Origin of the sequence: Chryseobacterium sp. PMSZPI (assembly GCF_002835665.1) — a bacterium.
Classification (GTDB): Bacteria; Bacteroidota; Bacteroidia; order Flavobacteriales; family Weeksellaceae; genus Chryseobacterium.
The window spans coordinates 1-21,758 of record NZ_PIZV01000069.1; the positions used below are offsets into that span (position 1 = coordinate 1).

The 21,758-nt window shown below is 34.1% G+C and carries 21 protein-coding genes and 11 tRNA genes; 7 read left to right on the forward strand and 25 right to left on the reverse strand.

Annotated elements, in window-relative coordinates:
* Window positions 1-74: 74 nt before the first annotated feature.
* The 5 genes from CW752_RS13500 to CW752_RS13520 all read right to left on the reverse strand — a co-directional run bounded on the left by CW752_RS13500 (window position 75) and on the right by CW752_RS13520 (window position 3,912).
* Window positions 75-1,175, reverse strand: coding sequence for an MBL fold metallo-hydrolase (locus tag CW752_RS13500; protein ID WP_101240270.1), 1,101 nt, complete (start codon window positions 1,173-1,175; stop codon window positions 75-77).
* Between the two features lie 16 nt (window positions 1,176-1,191).
* On the reverse strand, window positions 1,192-1,845 hold the full coding sequence (locus CW752_RS13505) for an NAD(P)-dependent oxidoreductase (protein WP_101240233.1): 654 nt from the start codon (window positions 1,843-1,845) through the stop codon (window positions 1,192-1,194).
* Between the two features lie 54 nt (window positions 1,846-1,899).
* Window positions 1,900-2,310: an Rrf2 family transcriptional regulator gene (locus tag CW752_RS13510; protein WP_101240234.1), complete on the reverse strand. Its 411-nt coding sequence runs from the start codon at window positions 2,308-2,310 to the stop codon at window positions 1,900-1,902.
* Window positions 2,311-2,376: 66 nt separating this feature from the next.
* On the reverse strand, window positions 2,377-3,327 hold the full coding sequence (locus tag CW752_RS13515) for a hypothetical protein (RefSeq protein ID WP_101240235.1): 951 nt from the start codon (window positions 3,325-3,327) through the stop codon (window positions 2,377-2,379).
* Between the two features lie 150 nt (window positions 3,328-3,477).
* Window positions 3,478-3,912 carry an FKBP-type peptidyl-prolyl cis-trans isomerase gene (locus CW752_RS13520; protein ID WP_101240236.1) on the reverse strand — a complete coding sequence of 145 codons (435 nt, stop codon included), beginning with the start codon at window positions 3,910-3,912 and terminating at the stop codon, window positions 3,478-3,480.
* Between the two features lie 409 nt (window positions 3,913-4,321).
* Here CW752_RS13520 and CW752_RS13525 point away from each other — a divergent pair, with 409 nt between their 5' ends.
* Entirely contained in the window at window positions 4,322-5,329 is a 1,008-nt protein-coding gene (locus tag CW752_RS13525) for a catalase (protein ID WP_101240237.1), read from the forward strand.
* Window positions 5,330-5,388: 59 nt separating this feature from the next.
* Here the strand turns inward: CW752_RS13525 and CW752_RS13530 are convergent, their stop codons facing one another.
* Both CW752_RS13530 and CW752_RS13535 read right to left on the reverse strand, forming a co-directional pair.
* Entirely contained in the window at window positions 5,389-6,396 is a 1,008-nt protein-coding gene (locus CW752_RS13530; protein ID WP_101240238.1) for a TerC family protein, read from the reverse strand.
* 135 nt (window positions 6,397-6,531) lie between these two features.
* The gene (locus tag CW752_RS13535) at window positions 6,532-8,070 is read right to left on the reverse strand and encodes a SulP family inorganic anion transporter (protein WP_101240239.1); all 1,539 of its coding nucleotides are present in this window, start codon (window positions 8,068-8,070) and stop codon (window positions 6,532-6,534) included.
* 586 nt (window positions 8,071-8,656) lie between these two features.
* Between CW752_RS13535 and CW752_RS13540 the strand changes: the two genes are divergently transcribed.
* The 3 genes from CW752_RS13540 (at window position 8,657) to CW752_RS13550 (ending at window position 10,049) form a co-directional block, all read left to right on the forward strand.
* Window positions 8,657-9,085 (forward strand): helix-turn-helix domain-containing protein, encoded by a 429-nt coding sequence (locus CW752_RS13540; protein ID WP_101240240.1) that lies wholly within the window; start codon window positions 8,657-8,659, stop codon window positions 9,083-9,085.
* A complete protein-coding gene (locus CW752_RS13545; RefSeq protein WP_228401774.1) occupies window positions 9,066-9,434 on the forward strand; it encodes a helix-turn-helix domain-containing protein in 369 nt (122 codons plus the stop codon). The genes CW752_RS13540 and CW752_RS13545 overlap by 20 nt, the downstream gene beginning before the upstream one ends.
* A gap of 165 nt (window positions 9,435-9,599) precedes the next feature.
* Window positions 9,600-10,049 carry a VOC family protein gene (locus tag CW752_RS13550; protein ID WP_101240242.1) on the forward strand — a complete coding sequence of 150 codons (450 nt, stop codon included), beginning with the start codon at window positions 9,600-9,602 and terminating at the stop codon, window positions 10,047-10,049.
* A 60-nt stretch (window positions 10,050-10,109) separates the two neighbouring features.
* Here the strand turns inward: CW752_RS13550 and CW752_RS13555 are convergent, their stop codons facing one another.
* On the reverse strand, window positions 10,110-11,453 hold the full coding sequence (locus CW752_RS13555; protein WP_101240243.1) for an SWIM zinc finger family protein: 1,344 nt from the start codon (window positions 11,451-11,453) through the stop codon (window positions 10,110-10,112).
* A gap of 3 nt (window positions 11,454-11,456) precedes the next feature.
* Window positions 11,457-14,156: a DUF6493 family protein gene (locus CW752_RS13560; RefSeq protein ID WP_101240244.1), complete on the reverse strand. Its 2,700-nt coding sequence runs from the start codon at window positions 14,154-14,156 to the stop codon at window positions 11,457-11,459.
* A gap of 543 nt (window positions 14,157-14,699) precedes the next feature.
* On the opposite strand from CW752_RS13560, the gene CW752_RS13565 reads away from it, so the two are divergent.
* The 3 genes from CW752_RS13565 to CW752_RS13575 are packed head-to-tail and all read left to right on the forward strand — an operon-like array spanning window position 14,700 to window position 15,908.
* Window positions 14,700-15,125, forward strand: coding sequence for a MarR family winged helix-turn-helix transcriptional regulator (locus tag CW752_RS13565; RefSeq protein ID WP_101240245.1), 426 nt, complete (start codon window positions 14,700-14,702; stop codon window positions 15,123-15,125).
* A 7-nt stretch (window positions 15,126-15,132) separates the two neighbouring features.
* Window positions 15,133-15,474 carry a GIY-YIG nuclease family protein gene (locus tag CW752_RS13570; RefSeq protein WP_101240246.1) on the forward strand — a complete coding sequence of 114 codons (342 nt, stop codon included), beginning with the start codon at window positions 15,133-15,135 and terminating at the stop codon, window positions 15,472-15,474.
* Between the two features lie 5 nt (window positions 15,475-15,479).
* Complete coding sequence (locus CW752_RS13575; RefSeq protein ID WP_101240247.1) at window positions 15,480-15,908, forward strand: DUF1330 domain-containing protein; 429 nt, start codon at window positions 15,480-15,482, stop codon at window positions 15,906-15,908.
* Between the two features lie 285 nt (window positions 15,909-16,193).
* On the opposite strand, the gene CW752_RS13580 is transcribed toward CW752_RS13575, so the two are convergent.
* The 16 genes from CW752_RS13580 to CW752_RS13645 form a co-directional block, all read right to left on the reverse strand.
* Entirely contained in the window at window positions 16,194-16,745 is a 552-nt protein-coding gene (locus CW752_RS13580) for a 3'-5' exonuclease (RefSeq protein WP_101240248.1), read from the reverse strand.
* A gap of 88 nt (window positions 16,746-16,833) precedes the next feature.
* Window positions 16,834-17,847: an RNA ligase, Rnl2 family gene (locus CW752_RS13585; RefSeq protein ID WP_101240249.1), complete on the reverse strand. Its 1,014-nt coding sequence runs from the start codon at window positions 17,845-17,847 to the stop codon at window positions 16,834-16,836.
* Window positions 17,844-18,221, reverse strand: coding sequence for a cyclic-phosphate processing receiver domain-containing protein (locus tag CW752_RS13590; RefSeq protein WP_101240250.1), 378 nt, complete (start codon window positions 18,219-18,221; stop codon window positions 17,844-17,846). The genes CW752_RS13585 and CW752_RS13590 overlap by 4 nt, the downstream gene beginning before the upstream one ends.
* A gap of 86 nt (window positions 18,222-18,307) precedes the next feature.
* The gene (locus CW752_RS13595) at window positions 18,308-18,793 is read right to left on the reverse strand and encodes a ribonuclease H-like YkuK family protein (protein WP_101240251.1); all 486 of its coding nucleotides are present in this window, start codon (window positions 18,791-18,793) and stop codon (window positions 18,308-18,310) included.
* A gap of 88 nt (window positions 18,794-18,881) precedes the next feature.
* A tRNA-Gln gene (locus CW752_RS13600) sits at window positions 18,882-18,953 on the reverse strand.
* A 98-nt stretch (window positions 18,954-19,051) separates the two neighbouring features.
* A tRNA-Phe gene (locus CW752_RS13605) sits at window positions 19,052-19,124 on the reverse strand.
* Between the two features lie 252 nt (window positions 19,125-19,376).
* A tRNA-Glu gene (locus CW752_RS13610) sits at window positions 19,377-19,448 on the reverse strand.
* A 491-nt stretch (window positions 19,449-19,939) separates the two neighbouring features.
* Window positions 19,940-20,021, reverse strand: a tRNA-Cys gene (locus tag CW752_RS16765).
* 273 nt (window positions 20,022-20,294) lie between these two features.
* Window positions 20,295-20,366, reverse strand: a tRNA-Asn gene (locus tag CW752_RS13615).
* Window positions 20,367-20,372: 6 nt separating this feature from the next.
* A tRNA-Ile gene (locus CW752_RS13620) sits at window positions 20,373-20,446 on the reverse strand.
* A 99-nt stretch (window positions 20,447-20,545) separates the two neighbouring features.
* Window positions 20,546-20,617, reverse strand: a tRNA-Pro gene (locus CW752_RS16770).
* A gap of 67 nt (window positions 20,618-20,684) precedes the next feature.
* Window positions 20,685-20,756, reverse strand: a tRNA-Asp gene (locus CW752_RS16775).
* A 6-nt stretch (window positions 20,757-20,762) separates the two neighbouring features.
* Window positions 20,763-20,836: transfer RNA gene (locus CW752_RS13630), tRNA-Arg, on the reverse strand.
* Window positions 20,837-20,840: 4 nt separating this feature from the next.
* A tRNA-Arg gene (locus CW752_RS13635) sits at window positions 20,841-20,914 on the reverse strand.
* Window positions 20,915-20,923: 9 nt separating this feature from the next.
* A tRNA-His gene (locus CW752_RS13640) sits at window positions 20,924-20,996 on the reverse strand.
* A 575-nt stretch (window positions 20,997-21,571) separates the two neighbouring features.
* A complete protein-coding gene (locus CW752_RS13645) occupies window positions 21,572-21,700 on the reverse strand; it encodes a penicillin-binding protein (RefSeq protein ID WP_101240253.1) in 129 nt (42 codons plus the stop codon).
* Window positions 21,701-21,758: the final 58 nt, after the last annotated feature.

Here is a 21,758-nt window from a genome sequence, read left to right on the forward strand (position 1 = left end):
AAATAAACCGACAACTATCTTATAATTTATTAATAATTTTATCCTATTAATCTGTAACGCTTATTTAGGACTAGTCATTTATTATAATCCTGAATATGGGTTACATTAAAGCCCAGATGAGGCTCATGCCAATACACCATAAAGACATTTTTTGCCACTTCTACTGCTGTATATTCTACAGTATCTGTGCTATTCTTTGAACTTCCGGCCGTTCCGATAAATGTCATTGTTTTGTTATCTTTAAAATCTAAACGGAATTTCACCGCTCCGAAATCGACTTCCACTTTTCTACCAATTGCAGGGTAAGGTGATTTTAAATCCCATTCCATTTCTCCGCGAAAAACTTTTACTCCCATCTCAAGTTCATCTTTCCCCGGAAGGTTAGGATATTTTTTGACCATGAAATCTACAATAGCAGGTGTTGTTGAATTTTCAGTCACTGCTTTTTTATAGTTTTCAAGATAATTTTTAACAAAATCAAGAGATTGAGGGGACAAAGATTGTTCTGCAAAGTGAGAAGAAATCACTGTTGTTGGTTGTAAAGCCTTCATAGCATCAATTTGCCCGATCCATTGATCAATAGCTTTTACATTTTGCGTATCTGCCAGCCAAAGGTGAGAACCTATTGAGACAGAAATTCCTCCGGTTATGGTTTTTAAAGACGGAATCCAAAGAAAGCTGTGCGCAGGATCTTCAGGATTCTGATTGATCTCAATTTTATTTCCTTCAAGATCAGGAATTGCTGTAACCGCATCCGGAACAATAATTTCTGAAGGAGCATCTGTTTTCAATTGAGGCTTCCATACAGCCAGCTTATCGTCTTTCGAAACAGATATAAGATAAGCAGTTTGAGCTGTTGAAATAATTTTCACATTGGGGAATGCCTTTTTGATCACATCCAATCCAAAATAAAAATCAGGATCACTATGGGAAATAAAAACTGTTTTCAGGTTTTTCCCGGTTGCTTTTATTTCTTTGACCAATTGTTCTGCATACTGTTTTTGAAATTGAGAATCCACAAGCATCGCGTCCTTATCTCCATAAATAATGGTAGAAGTAATAGGAAAAATAGCCTTAGTTCCGGGATTATATACTTTTACTTTCAGGTTTCCTGCCCATACTATGTTCAAAAAACCCAATAGTGTCATCAATAATAATATTTTCTTTTTTACCATTTTTGTTCTTTTAAATTTAATATGCTGCTGTAAAACGTTCACGGATATGATTATTCTGTTCTAGTTCGTCCACCAAAACTACCGCTACATCCTCTACTGAAAGACGGCTTCTTCCATTTTCATCAAATACAGGCGTTTCTAGTGAAGTTCTGTATTTTCCTGTTCTTTCTCCTACGTTTGCCTGATTCATTTCTATAGCAGGACTAAAGAAAGTCCAATCTAACGTATTATTTTCTTTGATTTTGTTTAAATAATCTCTTGCTGCTGTTGCCCCCGGTTTATAGGCATCCGGAAAATCAGGAGTATCTACGATTTGTACATTATCCGGGGTATAAAGACTTCCTGCCCCACCGACAACAATCAGTCTTTTTACCCCTGCTTCTTCTACAGCTTTCTGAATGTTTTCTGAACCATTCAAAAAGTCATGGTAAAGATTAGGGTTCGTCCAACCGGCATTGAAAGCACTGATTACTGCATCACTTCCTTTTAAAGCATCTGCCAGTTCGTTTACATTGTTCACATCAACGCTTTTTGCTGTTACATTCTCTTGTGTTTTTACCTTCGATGCATCTCTTACTAATGCCTCTACAGCATAGCCTCTGTCTGCTAATTCAGTTACAATATGTGCACCTACAAATCCGGTTGCACCGATTACTGCTACTTTTTTCATAATGTTTTATTTTTAAACTGTAATAACTTTTGTTACATTTATAATTAAAAAATTTTAGTCAAACTGGTCAGTAAATTCCTGTAATGACTTATCTCCTAAAAAGTTAACAACCAATTGATCCGTTTCTTCAAATAATGTATTTAAATGATTATTAATTTCCTTTCCTACACTACAATCCGGGTTTGGATTTTGATTTTTCTTTCCCAATACTTCTGTATTTTTTACGGCTTTATAAATCTCAGATATTGTGATTGTTTCCGCATTTTTTGCAAGCTGGCTTCCTCCTTCTTTACCTTGTCTGCTGGCAATAAGTCCTGCAGCTCTCAATACGCCAATTTCTTTTCGGACAATCACCGGATTTACATTAATGCTACCTGCAATCCATTCAGAAGTGAGCCACTCCTGAGGACTTTTTGCTAATAATGTCATTATATGTATTGCCGTAGCAAATCTTGTATTGTTCATGATAATTACATGGCAAAGATAGACAAATTTTAAAATGTAACAAATTTTATTACAGTTAAATTTTTCTTAAAGTATTAATTTATCCAAATCCAAAAGCAAATAATTAATATTTTGATTGATGGTACGGGTTGCAGATTGCATCTGATTAAGCATTGCCGCGCGATTATGAAGATCATCTGCCCTATAATATCCTCCATCACTAAAAATAACCGATTGATCTGCTGCAGTTTTATTATCATCAAACTGATAATGCAGCCATCTTAATTTCATATTTCCGATAATAGAACGTTCTTCTCTGTTTGAAAACTTTTTCTCCGTATACATATACCAAATAAATGGTGGAAAATTAGGAGACTCAAGTTTTTCTCTCCAGATATCTCTTAAAAGATTTCTCTGATGGATAAACTCTACTTTTTTTCCTTTCGGGTTGAGAGTTGCCAATCCTAATCCGGCTCCTAAAACTCCTCCCGTAATCCCAATGGCGTTGTCCCAACCGTCACTTTTCACAATACCCCCTGCAATAGAAGATGCGGCACCTGCAATAATTGAATATAAAATAAGTTTATTGTTTCTGGATGAATTAAGGTTATCCACATAGTTTCCAATTTGCGCTACCCTCTCTCCTTCACAATCAAATTCTGCAGCTACGGCATCCAACTCCGTTAAAGCAATCGTAATTCTACTGTTGATCTTCGTTTTAAGTTGCAAAACCTTTACCTGAGATTGTAATGAAGAATCTTTTTTAAGTTCAATAATTTTATGAACATCATCAAGATTATTCAAAGCATTTAAAATCAAAATACTTTGATCTGTAAACATTCCTTTAATGTCTTTATTCGCCGTTAAAATAGAATCTGAATTATAAGACGGAAGCTTATTGTTGTAATTATATTTGAAGGGAGCTTTACAATAACTGTCTTTAAGGGTTAATATATTCTGTTGAATGACCTGATTCTTCTTAGAAACACAGGATGTCATTAAACTCAAAACAGTGAAAAGATAAAAGAATTTTTTCATTCAGTCATATTTTGTGCAAGGGCCGGAGTATTGTAAATTATTAATAATCGGAGACACCAATTATCTTTACAATTCATCCATACGAATATAATACAAATAAAAAAATTTACCTGAATTCAGGTAAATTTTTAATCTATTTTTAAGTTGATATTATTTTATATCCAACAATTCTACTTCAAAAACAAGGGTACTGTTTGGTCCTATTTCTTTGCTTATCTGTTGATCTCCATATGCTAAATGTGGAGGAATAATTAATCTCCATTTGCTTCCTACAGGCATTAGCTGAAGAGCTTCCGTCCATCCTGCAATCACTCTGTTTAACGGAAAAGATGCCGGTGTACCTCTTTTTACAGAGCTATCGAAAACTTTTCCGGAAATGGTAGTTCCGTGATAATGGCATTTTACAGTAGATTTAGGTCCTGGTTTTGCCCCATCTCCTTCTGTAATAATTTCATATTGCAAGCCGCTTGGTAATTGTACAACACTTTCTCTCTTACCATATTCTTCCATATATTCTTTACCATCTTTCAGGTTCTTTTCTGCCAATTCTTTTTTACGTTTAAATAACATATCTGCTACTCCCATAATTTTATTTTTTTACAAAGATAATGCTTTTTGGATTGAGGCTAAGACATATGATTTTGAAAGTTAATGTGTCTATTTCTCTCACATAAAACGCTGATTTTGCAGATGATAATGATTTTAAATATAAAAAATTCGCGTACATTAGAGTCATTCGTGGCAAAACAAAACACTATTTGAAATTAGAAAGCAAAGTAATGATTAGGAAGCCAATGTGTTTATTTCGAAGATTATAATGAAGTTTACAAAATCATTTGTGGTGCAAAAAGCAAAACAATTTAAACAGTCTTTATAATAAAATTATAGATTTTCTTTAAATACTAGATTTCAGCTAAATTAAAATTCAAACAATTGTAATACTCCGTTAACACAGATTTCAAAACTTGGCGTTATAATTGAATTTAAAAACTGAATGCCAAATCCATTAAAATATAATAAGAAGTTCGACGAACTTAATGAAGAGGAGAAAAAGCTATTAGAAATCAATAAAAAGTCTATAGCAGATTTCGTTGAACAATCTTCTTCTATAAGCGATGTCAATTATGCTACACGGAATGCTCATGCTACAACTTATGCTATTGCAAAAGGTGTATTTTGGGTTAATCACAGTATTCCGGAGTCATTGCAACCATTTTTTGATCAGGAAAAATTTGATCTTATTATTAGGCTTTCCAATGCCCAATTAAAAATTAAAAATACTCGAAAAGATATTCCTGCTTATGGTTTTGCCGTGCAAATCAAAGATGAAAAGGGAGGATTGTTAGCTAATTTTCCACTTGCCAATTTCCCTTTGTTTCCAATTAATTCCGTATCCACGTTTCTGAAATTATTTACAGCAGTTAATCGATCTTACCTCAAAAAAGGGAGTGGTTTATTTTCTATCATTGTTCAGCTGATTAAAACAATTCCTTCGGTTTTATCGGGCTCTTTTCTAAAAAACATTTTACAATTGATTCGTAAAAAGAATGATTTTATCCTTTCATTTGATTATTATTCTGTGGGAGCTTATCGTCTTGGAGATCATATGATCAAAATTAAATTAGGGCCTAAATTCGTAGATAAAAATATCGGTAAAAAGCAGAATATAAAAAAGACGTTGAAAAATTATTTTCAGACAAACGATTTTTCTGCCGATGTTTTCATTCAATTCTGTTATGACTTGAAGGATCAGCCCATCAACAAACTTAATGTGGAATGGAAAAATTCACCTTACATTAAAATTGGTGAAGTAAGAATCGATAAAGACTCGTTATTAGACCCGCGCAGCTGTAGTAATGAAACGCTTTCTTTTAATCCTTTTGAAAGTAAACTGATTTTTCAACCTGTAGGAAAAATACAAAAATTGCGCGATGAAGCTTATAAAGTATCAATACAGACGAGAAGAAAGATCAATAAACTTTTGCATGGAAAAGGAAGTTAATAAAAATAATAACCCCTAAGATTAGAGTCTTAAGGGCCATTCAAATATTTTCAAAACTTTTATTTTTCTTTTATATTTTCTTTCTCTTCCGGAAACATGATAGAGACAAGGACAGAGATGATCAGTACTCCTCCAACAATTCCTAATGAAACCGGAGACGGGATATGATACCAAGGGGCAATAAGCATTTTAATTCCAATAAAAGTCAGGATTACAGCCAATCCGTACGGAAGTTTGCTGAACATATAAATAAAATTAGCCAATAGAAAATACAATGATCTTAATCCTAAAATAGCAAAAATATTCGATGTATAAAGGATAAACGGATCATCAGAAATCGCAAAGATCGCAGGAATGGAATCTACAGCAAAAAGAACATCTGTAAATTCTATGACCCCTACTACCACTAAAAGCGGAGTGGCCATTTTAATTCCATTCTGAATGGTGAAAAACTTATCTCCATCATATTTATCCGAAACCTTCCAGAAACTCTTAATAAGTCTGGCCCCTGCTGTATTGCTATAATCTTCATCTTCATCATCATTACCACCACCCCAAGATTTAATTCCTGCATATACAAGGAATAAACCGAACAATGTCATCACAACATTAATTTTAACAGGTGTTCCAAAAACATTCATTTCAGGAAGATAGGTTAGATTGATAAGTCCTACTCCTGCAAAAATAAAGATTGCCCTAAAGATCAATGCTCCAATAATTCCCCAGAAAAGAACTTTATGATGAAGAACTTTCGGTACTTTAAAGAAACCGAAAACCAGGATAAACACAAATAAATTATCTACAGAAAGTGCTTTTTCAATCCAATACGCAGCTTGGTATTGTGTAAATTTTTCTATAGCTACAGCATGACTTTCGGGTGTCCCATCTGTATTGAAGGCCCAATACACTACTCCTGAAAAGATCATAGACAGGGAGATCCAAACAATGCTCCAGATGGTGGCCTCTTTGGATGAAACTTCATGACTTTTTTTATTAAAAACCCCTAGATCCAAAAGCAACATGATAACAACTGTTATCCCAAATCCCCAGACCAGACCGGGATGCATGTCTAAAATATTATGTTTTTCCACGTGAAGTTGTGTAAATTGTGTTATTATATGATCAAAGAAATAATTGTACAAGATACAAATATTTACCGGTGAAGCAAAATTCATTCTGAGTGCTTACACTCCCCATTTCCCTTATTTTTCAGGCATTACTTTATAGGTTGGATCTTCCTGAATATTCACTTCTACTATGGCTTCTGCATTTTTTAACATTTTGCGACAATCTTCGCTCAAATGACGAAGGTATACGATCTTATTTTGTTGTTTGTATTTCTTTGATAATTTATCTAAAGCATCAATAGCACTCATATCAACAATTCGGCTTTCTTTAAAATCTATAATCACTTCGTCCGGATCATTTATTGAATCGAATTTTTCTGTAAATGTTGCTACAGAACCGAAGAATAGAGGTCCATATATCTGATAATGTTTTACCCCGTTTTCATCAATATGCTTTTTTGCACGGATTCTTTTTGCATTATCCCATGCAAAAACCAGAGCAGAAATAATCACTCCGATCAAAACTGCCAATGCCAGATTATGAAGTACCACAGTTATTAAAGCAACGGTAATGCCTACAAATATATCGGACTTAGGCATTTTATTCACAATTCTTATAGAAACCCATTGAAATGTGCTTATAGCCACCATCATCATAACTCCTACCAGTGCCGCCATCGGAATTTTTTCTATCACAGGAGCGCCAAACAAAATAATCATCAAAATCATCATGGCAGCAATAATCCCTGATAATCTGGCTCTTGATCCTGCATTAAGATTCACCAATGTTTGGGCAACCATCGCACAACCTCCCATTCCTCCAAAGAATCCATTAGTAATGTTAGCAACTCCTTGAGCTACTGATTCTCTATTTGCATTTCCCTTAGAATTAGTGATTTCATCTACCATAGAAAGGGTTAAAAGAGACTCAATCAAACCAACTCCTGCCATAATTAAAGCATATGGAAAGATAATTTGTAAAGTTTCCAATGAAAAAGGAATACCCGGAATATGAAAACTTGGCAGACTCCCACTAATATGGGCAATATCCGCTACGGTCTTTGTATGAATATTAAATCCCATTACCACAGCAAACACTACAATGATAGCAGCCAACGATGCAGGGATTGTTTTCGTAATTTTTGGGAAGAAATAAACAATGGCAATTGTCAGAGCAGTTAAACCTCCCATGATGTATAAAGGAACTCCCTGAAGCCAACTTACAACCCCATTGGTATCTGTAATCTTAAACTGTTCAATCTGTGCCATAAAAATAATAATGGCTAACCCATTCAAAAAACCGTACATAACCGGCTGTGGAATAAGTCTGACAAATTTCCCAAGCTTAAAAGCACCTACCAATATTTGAAGAATTCCGGCCAATGCTACAGTAGCAAAAAGATATTCAATTCCATGAGATTTGATCAATGCAATTAATACAACGATGGTAGCTCCTGCTCCCCCGGAAACCATACCGGGACGGCCTCCTAAAATAGCTGTCACCAATCCCATTAAACAGGCTGCATAAAGCCCTGTAAGCGGCGAAAGCCCTGCAAGAATAGCAAATGAAAGAGATTCAGGAATCATGGTCATGGCAACGGTAAAGCCAGCCAATAACTCATTTTTATAATTTATTTTCTTCGAAAAATCGAATAAGCTAATGGAATTTTTCATTGAACAGCAAAGTTATATACTTACTCGATGGTATACAATTTTTCTTTCTTATCTTTTTTCATGAAATTACGGGTTATAATAATTCACACATCTGTTTACATATTATGTTAATTCTATTTAAAATTTGTTCATTATGCAACTTTTTTATGATTATTCACACTACAACTTATAATTTTTTGTTTAAATTTGAAACTCATAAAGCGGATTATTTATTGCTTATTGGAAGCCAAAACCCATAAAATACTGACTGTCAATAAGCCTACTCAGTAAAGCAATATATAAAAGCTTAGAATAAAGAGATCGCATGAAAGAACTTTAATAGGTTATATATTATTTACACAAATGGTAGAAAAAAAGAAGTTTGAAATAGATGAAGAATTGGTAAACCAAATGGAAATAAGGAATATATCAATAAATTAAAGCGACAATAAATACATCCTTTTAACATTATACATTCTTTTAATCATTTTTGATTGTTCATAAATGACCTGAGATTTCAGCTTATATTTCCTCAAGCAACAATATATATTACCTATTTTTCTTTTGAATGCATAAGCAGTTTAACAAAAGATAATATTCAACAAAAATGTTATATAAAGAGATTCATATTGGAAAATTTATTAAGGAGAGGGTTGATGAAAATGAAATAACCATCGAAAGAATATGCAAATTTCTGGGCAGAGATGAAGAAGCTGTCGAAAGGATGTATAACAGTAAATCAATAGATGCTGATCTTCTTCTGAGATGGAGTAAGTTATTAGAATATGACTTTTTCAGACTTTATAGTTCACATTTAATTTTATATGCTCCGCCGGCGGCAGTTAATAAAAATCAACAGAAATCTGAAAAAATTCCTTATTTCAGAAAAAACATTTACACTCAGGAAATTAAAGAGTTTATCATGAAAAGAGTTCTGTCTGGTGAAATGACGCAAAGTGAAGTCATCAAAGAATACTCTATTCCTAAAAGCACGCTCCACAGGTGGCTTCAAAAAAGTGATACTACTAACGGATAAAAGATACGACATGCGTCCCAATTATAAAAAGATTTACCTGGATATGCTTAGGATGGAACACCCTGAGAAATTAAAAGATCCCAAAATCAAGGAGTTTCTGGAAAAGCTTCATACCAGCGAAGATGTATTGAAGTTTAATGAAAAGCTTTTTAAACAATCCAAGGAAAACCAAAAACTCAAAACATATGATAAAAAAACAATGCTTAAACTTCTTGAATATCAAAAGAAGCATGGGCATTCTACCAGTTATATGTCTAGAAAATACAAAATAAGCAGAACTACTCTTGCAAAATGGAAAAGCATTTTTGAAGAAGAACTTGAAGATACAATAAAAAAAACCGGTAAATAGTCTACCAACCTTCTTCATAAAAAAGGAAATGATGACAAAAAAACGATGGGATTGCTTCACTTTGCCTGATAAAATCCTTCTATTATTCATTTTCAATAAAGAAATTGATATTTTCAGAATTTCAGGTTACTGTTTTATAGCTTTGTTTTCAATAAAATCAGAGCTATGATTAAAGGATTATATGAAACGCATGTTCAGGTAAGCAATTTGGAAAATGCCATTCAATTTTATACGAAAGTATTGGGATTGAAATTGGCTCATAGAGATAAAACTAGGCCTATTGCATTTCTATGGATTGGTCAGAAAAAGGAATTTATGCTTGGGTTGTGGGAACAAAAAGAAAACCTTCAAACCAGACATTTTGCATTTACCAGCACTCTAGAAGATATCCTGAATTATTCCGTAGAATTTTTAGAAAAGAAAGATTTAAAACCTTATAACTTTTTAAAAAACGGCAGCATTCAACCTATGGTATTTGCCTGGATGCCTGCGTTGGCTATTTATTTTAACGACCCCGACGGCAACCAACTTGAATTTATCTCTATTCTGGAAGGCGAAGGAAAACCTGAATTGGGAGTTCTTACTTATGATGAATGGATACAGCAAAAACAATAATGAAAAAACGTTGCCTCATAAGTCAAATAATTTGATTGGTGAGGCAACGTTTTATTTTAATTAAATATTGATCAGTTTCTTTACTGCCAAAATATGTTTGCATGGTCCTCTATCACCCTGATATTTACCAAACCATTCGCAGGTACAGCGTTCCTTGTCTTCTTCAACAATGACGGTGTGATGTACTCCTGTACCTTCCACTCTGGCTTCTGTTCTTTCTTTATTATTGCTTAAAATTTGAATTTTACCTTCTTCAATCAGCTTTTCTGCATTTTTCATACGGGGATTTAAACTCAAAATACGATTGAGCTTAAAAGGTAACCTACGGTAGAAAAATTCATTATTATCCAGATCATATCCTAGTAACCCCATGGCAGCCAGTCTTCCTGTGAGATTATCTATTTTTTTCAATCCGATATTTTCCTCCAAAGCCAATATTGTAGAAGTAAAGGATTGATTGGCATAAGCATATTTATCTAAAGCATCCACCCATTCATCCGGTATATCTGCCGATAAAGTTTCCAGAATGGCTCCTTCTCCGGAAAAGCCTCTCCAACTTTCTCTTGACAAAGAGAAACTAAACCTTATATGCCCTAAACTTAATTGCCATGTTGTTGATTTCATGTTAGGATGTGAAAAAACCTGCACATGATCAATATAAGGTAAAAGAGGTTCCAACAAGCGAAGTCTATGAAGACCTCCGATACAAACGGCATCTGTTGATTTGACAGGAGAAAATATCGGCTTATTTCCTCTTACAATCAAATAATAATCAGACTTTACTACTCCTTTAGGCATCCCTCGGAATAGTTGCTGAGTCTGAATTCTATTGAATGTATGTACCTTTTGTGATTCTGACAAATAGATTTGAACAGTCCCAAGCCCCTTAATCCATTTCACAGGCAACGGAACCTTTCTTTCTACCACTTTTTCTTCTCCTTTATATAAACCAACTTCTTTTTCTCCTACAGAAAGCATAATCTTTTCATTGGGACGGATACATCCCAAAGCGGTTATCATGGGCTGGTTAAAATCTATATTGGTTGTTCCGTTCTCTAAAAACTCTCCATCCAAGCCTTCCGGCAACACATCCACTCTGGCATAGACACCTGCACAATGAGAGAACCCTTCGAAACGTAACCTTTGATTTCCAGCTGTTACGATAGGATCTTTAAGCTGGGCCATTTGAAATGGTGACAAGCTAAAATTAGATTTTACGATATTTGAGAGCGCAATCAAGCATCGTGCCAGAATAAAGGGCTGATCTACATTTCCCCAGAAGAAACAAGGAACATCAGTATTCTTCTGTATCTCACTGCACTTCGCAAGAAACAGCTCTTCCAGATCATCTTTTTTCTCTAACGATGATGACCGTGAATAATTGTAAGTAAGTGTATCTTCCATAATTTATTTCTTAAGGAGGAGATTGCAGATTTTTTTCAGACTCGAGTTTTCTTTCCAGTTATTTAGTTTGTCCTTTACTTCTCCATTGACTTGAGATTGGTTTAGAGCCAGAACCTCATGATAGACTTCCAGCAATTTTTTCAAATTGGTAACAGGACTTTCCATTTGAAGCAGTATATTTGATATCAAGCATTCTAATGCCTGATTATGATTCTTACTGATGTTCAGCATGTGATGCTGGATGAGATCTGTTAATCTTTTGATAGGTGCCCATTCTAATTTTTCATGGTTTCCCACTACTTTCCCCAATTGCACATTATCTATCATTTGATGAGAAACCTTTTCAAGCCAGATTTCTGCAGCAATCCCTCTGATGGTTTTGTCACCGTCCAGAAAAATAGTGCCTAAAAACAGGTATCCCATTTCATTCAGCGGTCTTTTAATTTGGTAAAGGAATTGTGCTGTTTTCAAAACCAGATTTCGTTCATATACCTCTGCTATTCCGGAATAGAACAAACATGTTTTAGTAACTTTAGCCAAAACATTTGCCGGGGTATTAGGGAAACTTCCCATAAAGGCAGGGATTTCCGAAAAGCTTTTTTGCTCAGCTATGAAGTATTCTAGAAACAGTTTATTTTTTCTTTTTTCAAGATGATATTTGGGGATGGCAATGCTCAGTTCAACGGGATAATATGAGTTCTTTTTACTATCAATCGTTTTCCAGTTATAAATCCCTGAAAAGAATTCTTTAGGAATATGATCATATCCCAGTCCTTCAAATTCTTTAAACCCGATTTCCGGAGAACGCGTAATTCCGGCTGTCATCCACCATGAAGGATGTTCAATTTTTCCTTTTGGTGAAGCATTTTTATTAAAAAAGAATAACAAGAGTTCTTTATATTCTCCTTTTAATCTTCTTTCAACCTGTTTCAATACTTCGGAAGTATTCTCCAATGCACAACGTTGAAGCGCCAATTGAACATCTAAGCTATTAGGTTCTATTTTTTTATTTTGATAAATCTCCAATCTTTCTATCAGTTTGAAAGGAGCTATCCAACAAGGAGAATGGGTCATCGTTGATAATAACGGAATCTGATCTCCCGATTGTATTTTATGGTAAACATCTATTGCAATTTCTTTAAAGACAGTCATTGCCAGATTTTCCACTCCAATGTTTTTTATGGGACCTATTTTTTTATGATAATTGGAATAAACTTCTCTTGTTGCTTCGTCTTCACAAGTTTTTTGATATATCTTCTCAATATTTTTCAGTTGTATTGGAAATTTTTCCAATAAACTTAATCCATAATTGATGATCAGATTGCATAGTAAAACATTAAAATAAGGAACTTCCCATCTTGCAATGGTTTTACAGGCTTTCTGAAATACAGGCTCCATTAATTTTACAGATTCCGTATTGGCTTCATGAGCAAAACGGATAAGTCCTGCCAAAGCAATATCATAATAATAGGTACCTGGATTTTCTATTGCTATAGGAAGCAAAAACATCAGATCTTCAAAACTTTCCGGTTCTTTAATCTGATTTTCATTTGTAATTAAAGATAATCTTTCGATGATAATGTCTTCTTCCAGTTCATATTGATTCTCTTCTATATATTTTGCCAAAAGTGGTCGGACATTCGTTAATATATTTTCAGAATAATGGGCAAGTGCCTCTCTCATATTTTCAGAAGCAGCAATATATTTCAGTATGATCTTTGCTGTTTTAGACTGTATGCCGTCATCTTTACTTACAAAGGCGCTCGTTAAAGCAACTCCCAGCATTTCCGGGTCTACTTTTTTCTTTTGGAAAATTTTCTCTGTCAGTATCAAACTGGAGACCACTACTGTTTTTATCTCTGAGCTTAATAAATTAGGGAGATAATGTGAAAATTCATTGCTTTTAAATGCAGGATTTGATACAATCTTCTTCAGATGTCCCAATATTGTATTGACCGCTTTTGATTGTGCTGATGTTAAACCCGCTAATAATTCATTCTGCAGATCAATCAATTCTTCATCAGTTGGTTTTAGGGCTGTAAATGAGTCCATAAACCATCCTGTTACGTTTTTATTAAAATTTCTGTTGGATGCCAGAAGACATTCTTTCAGGAATCTTTTTCTTTCAATCTTTTGTTCTAAGACCAGCTTTTGAACCAACGGAAGCCATTCTTTACGAAAAGGCAGCGATTTGGATGGGTATTCACATAAATACCAAAAGTGAGTTTTTAAGGTTTCAGGATTTTGATCCAGGTCTGAGGGATAGTTACTTAGATGATGTCCCAACAATTCAGGTTTAGGCTGTACATAACCTTTTTTTGTCCATCCTAAAATATGTTGATAATTAAAAGCTGTAAATTCTGCTTCTACGGAGTCGTTGATAAAGTCAGAAAACCAAACCGGGCACCCCCATTCTAATATCTGTTCCGTTTGATCAATATTACGGAAAAGACTCCAGTAATTTTTTCCAAAGGTTTTCTGATCCATACATACAAATGAAGCGATATCAATAATGCTATGTTGCTCTGTAGAGCCGGCAGTATGGTAAGAATTTTTAGTCATTACAATCTTACTTATCTCCCGATTCATTTTCTTAATTGTAGGGACCAGGGCTTTTCTTTCTTCCGCGCTAAGTTGCTTCAAAAAAGGGATTATCTCATGTGTTTTTTCCTCATTAAGGATCTCATAAAGTCTTTCTTTCATTTGTTTTCAATTTGGTAAATAATTTTCTCAGGTTATTTTTTCATTCCCATTCTTTATAATACGTTTTGTAAAAGAGCAACAATTTCTTTCTATCTGTTGGATAATATTTCTTTAAATAATGAAATATTTCGAAGATTTTATAGTTCAGATTATCAATTACAACTCCTTGTCAATAAGTACCAATTCATTCCTTTCGGCTAAAATAACAAAAATTGATTGACAGGCAGTGAATTATCCCTAAAAAGTGAATTTTTTAACAAAATATTAAGTTAATGAAAGTACTTCTGACACTTAATTTAACTAAACAATAAAAAATCTCTGTCTTTAGAAATATGAAACAAATGAAAAAATATATCAGATTTTTCCTCTTTCTTTTGCTTTACACTTTACTGTATTTCTAATCTCTGTTATTTACTCCTATAAAAGCATCGAAAACAGGCACCTGTTCAAAAATTATAAAAAATGTTAAAATTAAAAAACCACAATTCATTAAAATACATATATTTGCAAAGTAAAATTACTTAACAAATCAAATACTTTTCAATGATAAATTCTGAATTACTATTTTTAATCAACATTAACAAACTGCAATCGGTAATTGCAAGAAAGTTTGATTCTTTGAGCGTACATGGGCTGGGATTCAATGACTTTGTGATTCTCTATATCCTCAATACATCTTCCGATAGTAAAATGCGTAGAATTGATCTGGCCGAAAAAATAGGGCTCACCGCCTCAGGAGTAACCCGTTTATTAAACCCTTTGGAAAAGATAGGGCTTGTTTCAAGAGAAACGAATGAGAGGGATGCAAGAGTAAGCTACGTGGTGATTACACCAAGCGGAAAGAAAGTATTTGAAGAAGCTAAAGTAACAGCCGAAAATATCGCCAAGGAAATTCTTTCTTCTAAAAAAAGTAAATCTTTAAAAACAGTGAGCGACCTCTTATTCGAATTAGGTGGAAACATACAATAATTGAACAATGAAAAATACATTAAAACAAGAGCTCAGAGAAAAAGCTAAAAATCATAAAATAACGATGGGAGTTCTTTCTCTAAAGAATAACATCAATGGGAAACAGTATATTCAAGGATCTCTAAATTTGGAAGCATTGGTTAACAAAATGAAGTTTTTATTAAACAGTGGACTATTTACCCATAATACATCATTACAAAAAGACTGGGTCCAATATGGAGCTGAAGTTTTTAGTTTTGATTTTGCTGTCATCCTTGAACCACAGGAAAATAAATACATCAATGAGCGTCAGGAAATATTAAAAGCGGAGCAAGCTTTTATTTCTACCATTGAAACTGAATTATATTAAAACATATGTCGGAAAAATATTTATCTCCCACTTTTGAGGCCGGAAAACATCTATTTCAGAAAAAGATAGAGGGCAGCATTGTAAACCTCAATTTAATAAGATTAAAAAAAGAAGCGGATTATTCTAAACACCCTGATTTGAAACCTAAAGAGCCAATTAGCGGTAGAGAGGCTTACTTTATCTATATCAAAGAAGCAGAACCTTTTTTAAAAGCAAATGGAGGAGAAATTTTATTTATTGGAAAAGGAGATCAATTTCTGATAGGCCCGGAGGATGAATGCTGGGATATTTGTATGTTGATCAAACAAAACAGTGTTAATGATTTTTTTAGTTTCGAGCAAAACGAAGACTATATGAAAATTACGGGACACAGAACTGCTGCTATTGAGGATTCAAGGTTGTTACCATTGGAAGAAGTTCTTTTTAATAAATAAAATGGAGACAATTAAAACTGGGGAAGTCAATTTAGCCTGCAAAATATTGGGCAAAGAAAATAACAATAATATTGTTCTGATTTCCGGATCTATCATAAAAAAGAGGCTGTCTCCTCAAAAGCCAAATAATTTGGCTTTTGTCATTCTGACGAAGGAAGAATCTCTTTGACAACCAAATTATATGAGATTCTTCACTGCATTTCAGAACTTCGTTCGCAGACCTTCAGTCTGTGTTCAGAATGACACTTTTGAGGCAGCCTCTCAAGGCTAATGAATGAGTTCATTCTAATAGTTTTTCAGGCACCAGTGGAGAATTTTCGCAATATTTTTTGCATCATCCACACCTCTGTGATGGGTACCTTCCAGTGTCATTCCGAGTTCACCTAAAGCTCTGTTCATTCCGACACTTTTTCTGATTGTAGGATGAATTTCTCCAAATAATGTTTTTACATTAATATGGTCGTCACTCATCGGATAATCTGTATAGAATCTTCGGGCCTGATTCTGTAACATATTCAAATCATAGTTTCCGTAGCTTGCCCATGTAAGTTCTTCGGAATCGTACTCTGCCCGCAGGATATCAAAAGCATCGTCCAGCATAATTCCTTCATGATCCAGCATATTCTGTGTAAGCGTAGTAAGTTCCGTACAAAATGGACTCACCTTTGAATGCCGGGGTTTCACCAATATTCCTTCATTCTTGGAGATCTTACCGGTCTTTGCATTCATAATACAAACCCCAATCTCAATGATCTCACTTTCCTGTCCTCTTGGCGGCCGGTTTTCCCAACATGTCGCTTCCAGGTCTACTATTAATATATTTTCTGTTGTTTTCATTTGTTTTTACATTTTGTTGTTTAATGCAATCATTTGACTTTTCAGTCAGACTTTTACATGAAAAAAGTTTCGATAAAAATCACCGAAACTAGCTTTTAAGAGTCATCAACTCTTCTTTAATACAATCAATAACTAAAGTATTCAGCTTCTTATTGATTCTTTTTTGTTCTTCTTTTTCGATGGTTTTAAAAGCTTCCGGAAAATCTTTTCCAAAATCTTCAAAAATATCCTGAGCAAAAAGACCAATAACCTTTCCTTTCATTTTAGGTTCGAATTCACCAACTTTACTCAACACATTATTCAATCGGTTTTCAGTCACGTATTTTTGAATTTCATCCCAAATATTTTGAGCTTTATCACTGAAACAAATGTGTTTTTGCGTTGTTCTCTCCTGCTTTTTAACCATTTTGGATTTCTCGATCCACTTTTCATTCTTATTTTTCAGAATGACCCTTGCACCGTTTCCAAAGTATTTAGTTTTCAAAGTTTTGATGATGGTACCTTCACACATATTGTTCATTTCCGGTAATCCTAACCATGTCGGAATTTTAGAATTGAAAACATTCGGAAACTTCAAAGCTTCCTCCAAAGTACCTTGGAATAATGTTTTAGCATAAAAAAATCCGGTTTCTTCAAAAATTGAATTGATCATATCTGTATCCAAATAGGTGATTCCATTCAATTTAATGTCGAAAGCATAAAATTCGTTGTAAGGAGCATATTCAATACCTGCTTGTACCCTCACAGCATCTTTTACCGGTTCTACTTCTTTATGCTTGTAACCACCGCCGAACAATTCACCGTAAATAATTATGTTTTCAACATTTGGATAGGATTTTTTAACTTTATGAAACGCTTTAATAACATTTTTCCTGTAACGTTCCAATATCTGATGTGCATTGAAAAACTTTTCGTCTTTTTCTATAAAAGAAGTCCTCTTTGCTATTTTAATTTCCTTACCGTTGGTAAAGAAAGAGAAATTAGCCCCATGAACTTTCTCCTGCACAATGAAAATCTCATCTCCAAATCCCTGTAACCTAATCTGCTCGATAATACGGGCTTGGTAAGCATTTTCTATTGAGTTATATGTTTTGAAAATCATTTTTTTTGTTTTTTAAAGTTTTTTAAAAGGCTCTCAATATTCTCTTTTCCCACAGGATTCATGGAATGACAATAGAATTTTGGTAAATCTATATTATTATCCATACAGTATTCTATCAGCCATTTTGCACAATCGTATCCTGTTTTTTCAACACATTTCTGAGGATCCAATTTCAGATAATATTCATCTGCAAGGTCATGGTCAAAAGAAATCATTTCCGGAAGTCCTTTTTCTAAAATCCAGTTGACAAACTGCTCATACTTTCGAACGATATGCCAGTCATTTCTAAGGAAAACATCCTGTTTGGTATACTGATATGCTTCAATAGGATATCTTATATCATCCAGAAATAATAATCTTTTTATCATTTTCATTGTATATTTTTAAGGATGGAAGTTGGGAAGCCAGAGAGCGATAATTTAGTATTGTATTGCTATAAACTTCCCCTCTTCCAACTATTTTAAACCATCACATCAGCACAATTAGAACTTGCGAATGCAAAAGGTTTTGCTTTAAACACATACCCCATTCCCAGAATGTATCCCATAGCATCTTTTAACGCTACATTGGATTTAAAGTCAGGGTCGGTATTAATGTCTGCGTGTACCTCCATTTCCACATCATAAGTTTCCAGAATAGAACAAATGGCATAAGCGATTTCTACGGATTTGTTGACCTCATTCAGCATTCGTTCTTTGATACTGATATTCTGTATTTCTCTTTCTTTTCTGATAAAGGTAAACGCTCCTTTTCCCTCACGAATAAATACTACTGCCGTAGCATAATTAATAGCTTCTCCGTATACATGGGAATCTGATCCCACACATACTTTCAGACGATGTCCGTTTGCCTGTTCGCGAATAATGGCTTCTTCTACCAGCTGTGTGATAGAGTGCTGGAAAATTTTTCCATTCATATTCTGCCATGTTTGTTGTTGCGTTTCCATTTTTTCTACATACTTTAATTGATAAATGATTATTGATAATTGATCTTCCGGTAGCCATTTTCCGGCTTCTCGTTTCTAATTCCTATTGTTGATTCATCAGGACTCGAACCTGAACAACAAGAGTCAAAGTCTTGTGTGCTGCCAATTACACTATGAATCAGATTTAAATTCATGAGTAATAAGTAATTGGTAATGAGTAATGATGAAAATTATTTTTCTATCATTCATTACTTGCTCATTATTCATCATTCATGTTTGTGGAACAGACAGGAATTGAACCTGTACCCTTAGTTTTTCAGACTAATGTGCACACCAAGTACACCACTCTTCCCTATTTTATAAGTAATGAGTAATGAGTGATGGGTACTAATGATAACTACTTTTCTATCATTCATTACTTATTGCTCATTATTCATCATAAAGGCTGCCTATATTTCATATTTGGCTAATAAAGATCTTCTGCTCTCGACAGCCCTTTTCTCTTTTCTTTATTTTATGTGAATGGTAACTGGCCAATGTATCATTCATTTGAACTTTCATGGTATTATTATCAATTCAAGATTGACCAGTTATTCACATCCAGTACTCTATAAGGGAATCGAACCCTTATTTTCTGCTCGAAAGGCAGACGTCCTTACCGTTAGACGAATAGAGCGTTCTTATAATTATAAGTAATGAGTAATAATGAAAACTACTTTTCTATTATTCATTACTGATTGCCTATATTCATTTAAAAAAAGAATAAGCTTGTCTTTAAATTTGCTTAACAAAAAGAACTTCTACGCTTGACAAGCCTTTCTTTCGAAAATTATATTGAGCATTTAATATTTTCTCTTTTTTGACCAACTGACCAGGAATCGAACCTAAACAACAAGAGTACATTTCCTGCATGCTGCCATTACATTATCAGCGGTTTTTTATGAGTAATGAGTAATTGATGATGAGTAATGATAAAAACTACGCTCCTATTATTAATTACTTATTGCTCACTATTCATCATTAAAAAAGAAAAGCCTGTCTGTATTTTGTGTTTTGGCTTAAAGATCTTCTGCGCTCGACAGACGTTTTCTTTTCTTAATAAAGGATATTTTTTCAGCTATCATTGATGAATGATGTTGTAACACTCCCAATTTCAGCTTTACATTGAGATGGTTATGGGATTCAAACCCACTCAGTTTACACAACGGTTTTGCAGACCGCCCCGACTCTTCCACTTCGGCGAACCATCAGGTTTAATATGAGTAATAAGCAATGGCTAATGAGTAATTTTTAATGCCTATTATTCAAAAAACAAAGTCTATCCAATTTTTTTTGTTTGAACTTCTGCGCTGGACAGACTTATATTTCTACCTAAAATTTTATTAATCATATTTGCAATAACTTCTAACTGTTATATTGAGAAAGAAAAAAGCTTGTCTGTATTTTTGTGTTTGGTATAAAGATCTTATGCTCTCAACAAACTTTTATTTTTCCCCTGAAACAATTAACATTTAGTTATCTGTGATTCCGGAAAGACCCGAACTTTCAACTTCCAGTTTAACAGACCGGTGTTCTACCATTGAGCTACAGAATCATTTTGTAATTTCGGAAGGACTCGAACCTTCAACCTCCGGTGTATCAGACCGACACTCTAACCACTTGAGCTACGAAATCATTTTAATTGATGAATAGTGAATGGCCAATCCGCTTGGTGGTCAATTTTCAAATTCACTTGCAAAGCAAGATTCACCATTGACTTATTCATTTTTTTCGTCTGGAAAATAGGATTCGAACCTATGACCTCCCGCGTCCAAGACGGGTAAACAACCACCGTTATCTTTCCAGTTTTAAGACTCACTTCAAAACTCTTTTCCAAGAGACAGTCGGAATTGAATTTTTCCATGAATCTTCGCGGTCTATGCGAGAATCGAACTCGCAGTGCCCAAGAGACAGTCGGGCAGGTTAGCCATTACCTCAATAGACCTTTTTGTGACTCCGAAAGGATTCGAACCTCTAACCCTGGGTTTAGAAAACCCATGCTCTGTCCAATTGAGCTACGGAGCCGTAGTAATCTTAGAAGGACTCGAACCTTCAACCTTCGGTGCCGTAAACCGATGCTCTATCCAATTGAGCTATAAGATTATATACTTTGGGTATCTTCGGGGATCGAACCCTGTTCTCCGGTTCCACAGACCGGCGCTTTACCAAATAAGCTAAAGAAACCATAAAAAATAAAAAGCGCCTCTTTTTGGGAGGCGCTCAACTATTTTTAACGTAAAAGATCATTAACTGACCCACGTATATAAGCACCTTTTATCCACAATTTCACGATCAAAAATACACACAGCTCCTGCCGGCTCCTGTCCGAACAGTCTTGAATATTGATTGAATATGTGATGTAATTGTTTCATTTTATTTTTGTTTTGCTTTTACATTATTTTTGATTGAATCCTGAAAACCTGTTGCTTTCAATTTTCGGTTGCAAAGTAAATATGAATTTTTGAGACCTGCAAATAAATTTTAATTATAATAATCTGAAAATCAATTAATTACACATGAAATTCAGCATGAGAGATTTCTGTCCGCGATATTTCGCAGATATCTTAATGACCTAAATGACTGTCTCTCATCGGGTTGCTTATCACTCTATTTTATTGTATTAAAGTTTCATTGTTGATTAAAAAATTTTCATGTTTATGGTTATTTTTTTTCATTCTAAATAATTTCTGACCTAAAAAACAAAAAACGCCTCGAAAAATCGAGGCGTTTCTGCAGTATTTTGATTAAATTTTTACGAGTTTACAGTAAATAATTTCCAAAGTCAGCACATTTTACCTCATTCCATATCATACATTCATATCCGAATAATCCTTTTGGTGAAGGGCTATCGCATAGATTTACATTGATATGTGCTCTTTGTATTGTCATAATTTTCTGGTGCAAAGATAAATCTTTTTTGTCATTATTTTATAATTCTCACAGAATA

Excerpts from the sequence above, each read along its gene's own strand:
- CW752_RS13500 (WP_101240270.1), bottom strand. The coding sequence starts at position 1,175 with ATGGTAAAAAAGAAAATATTATTATTGATGACACTATTGGGTTTTTTG.
- CW752_RS13505 (WP_101240233.1), bottom strand. The coding sequence starts at position 1,845 with ATGAAAAAAGTAGCAGTAATCGGTGCAACCGGATTTGTAGGTGCACAT.
- CW752_RS13510 (WP_101240234.1), bottom strand. The coding sequence starts at position 2,310 with ATGAACAATACAAGATTTGCTACGGCAATACATATAATGACATTATTA.
- CW752_RS13515 (WP_101240235.1), bottom strand. The coding sequence starts at position 3,327 with ATGAAAAAATTCTTTTATCTTTTCACTGTTTTGAGTTTAATGACATCC.
- CW752_RS13520 (WP_101240236.1), bottom strand. The coding sequence starts at position 3,912 with ATGGGAGTAGCAGATATGTTATTTAAACGTAAAAAAGAATTGGCAGAA.
- CW752_RS13525 (WP_101240237.1), top strand. The coding sequence starts at position 4,322 with ATGCCAAATCCATTAAAATATAATAAGAAGTTCGACGAACTTAATGAA.
- CW752_RS13530 (WP_101240238.1), bottom strand. The coding sequence starts at position 6,396 with ATGCATCCCGGTCTGGTCTGGGGATTTGGGATAACAGTTGTTATCATG.
- CW752_RS13535 (WP_101240239.1), bottom strand. The coding sequence starts at position 8,070 with ATGAAAAATTCCATTAGCTTATTCGATTTTTCGAAGAAAATAAATTAT.
- CW752_RS13540 (WP_101240240.1), top strand. The coding sequence starts at position 8,657 with ATGTTATATAAAGAGATTCATATTGGAAAATTTATTAAGGAGAGGGTT.
- CW752_RS13550 (WP_101240242.1), top strand. The coding sequence starts at position 9,600 with ATGATTAAAGGATTATATGAAACGCATGTTCAGGTAAGCAATTTGGAA.
- CW752_RS13555 (WP_101240243.1), bottom strand. The coding sequence starts at position 11,453 with ATGGAAGATACACTTACTTACAATTATTCACGGTCATCATCGTTAGAG.
- CW752_RS13560 (WP_101240244.1), bottom strand. The coding sequence starts at position 14,156 with ATGAAAGAAAGACTTTATGAGATCCTTAATGAGGAAAAAACACATGAG.
- CW752_RS13565 (WP_101240245.1), top strand. The coding sequence starts at position 14,700 with ATGATAAATTCTGAATTACTATTTTTAATCAACATTAACAAACTGCAA.
- CW752_RS13570 (WP_101240246.1), top strand. The coding sequence starts at position 15,133 with ATGAAAAATACATTAAAACAAGAGCTCAGAGAAAAAGCTAAAAATCAT.
- CW752_RS13575 (WP_101240247.1), top strand. The coding sequence starts at position 15,480 with ATGTCGGAAAAATATTTATCTCCCACTTTTGAGGCCGGAAAACATCTA.
- CW752_RS13580 (WP_101240248.1), bottom strand. The coding sequence starts at position 16,745 with ATGAAAACAACAGAAAATATATTAATAGTAGACCTGGAAGCGACATGT.
- CW752_RS13585 (WP_101240249.1), bottom strand. The coding sequence starts at position 17,847 with ATGATTTTCAAAACATATAACTCAATAGAAAATGCTTACCAAGCCCGT.
- CW752_RS13590 (WP_101240250.1), bottom strand. The coding sequence starts at position 18,221 with ATGAAAATGATAAAAAGATTATTATTTCTGGATGATATAAGATATCCT.
- CW752_RS13595 (WP_101240251.1), bottom strand. The coding sequence starts at position 18,793 with ATGGAAACGCAACAACAAACATGGCAGAATATGAATGGAAAAATTTTC.
- CW752_RS13645 (WP_101240253.1), bottom strand. The coding sequence starts at position 21,700 with ATGACAATACAAAGAGCACATATCAATGTAAATCTATGCGATAGCCCT.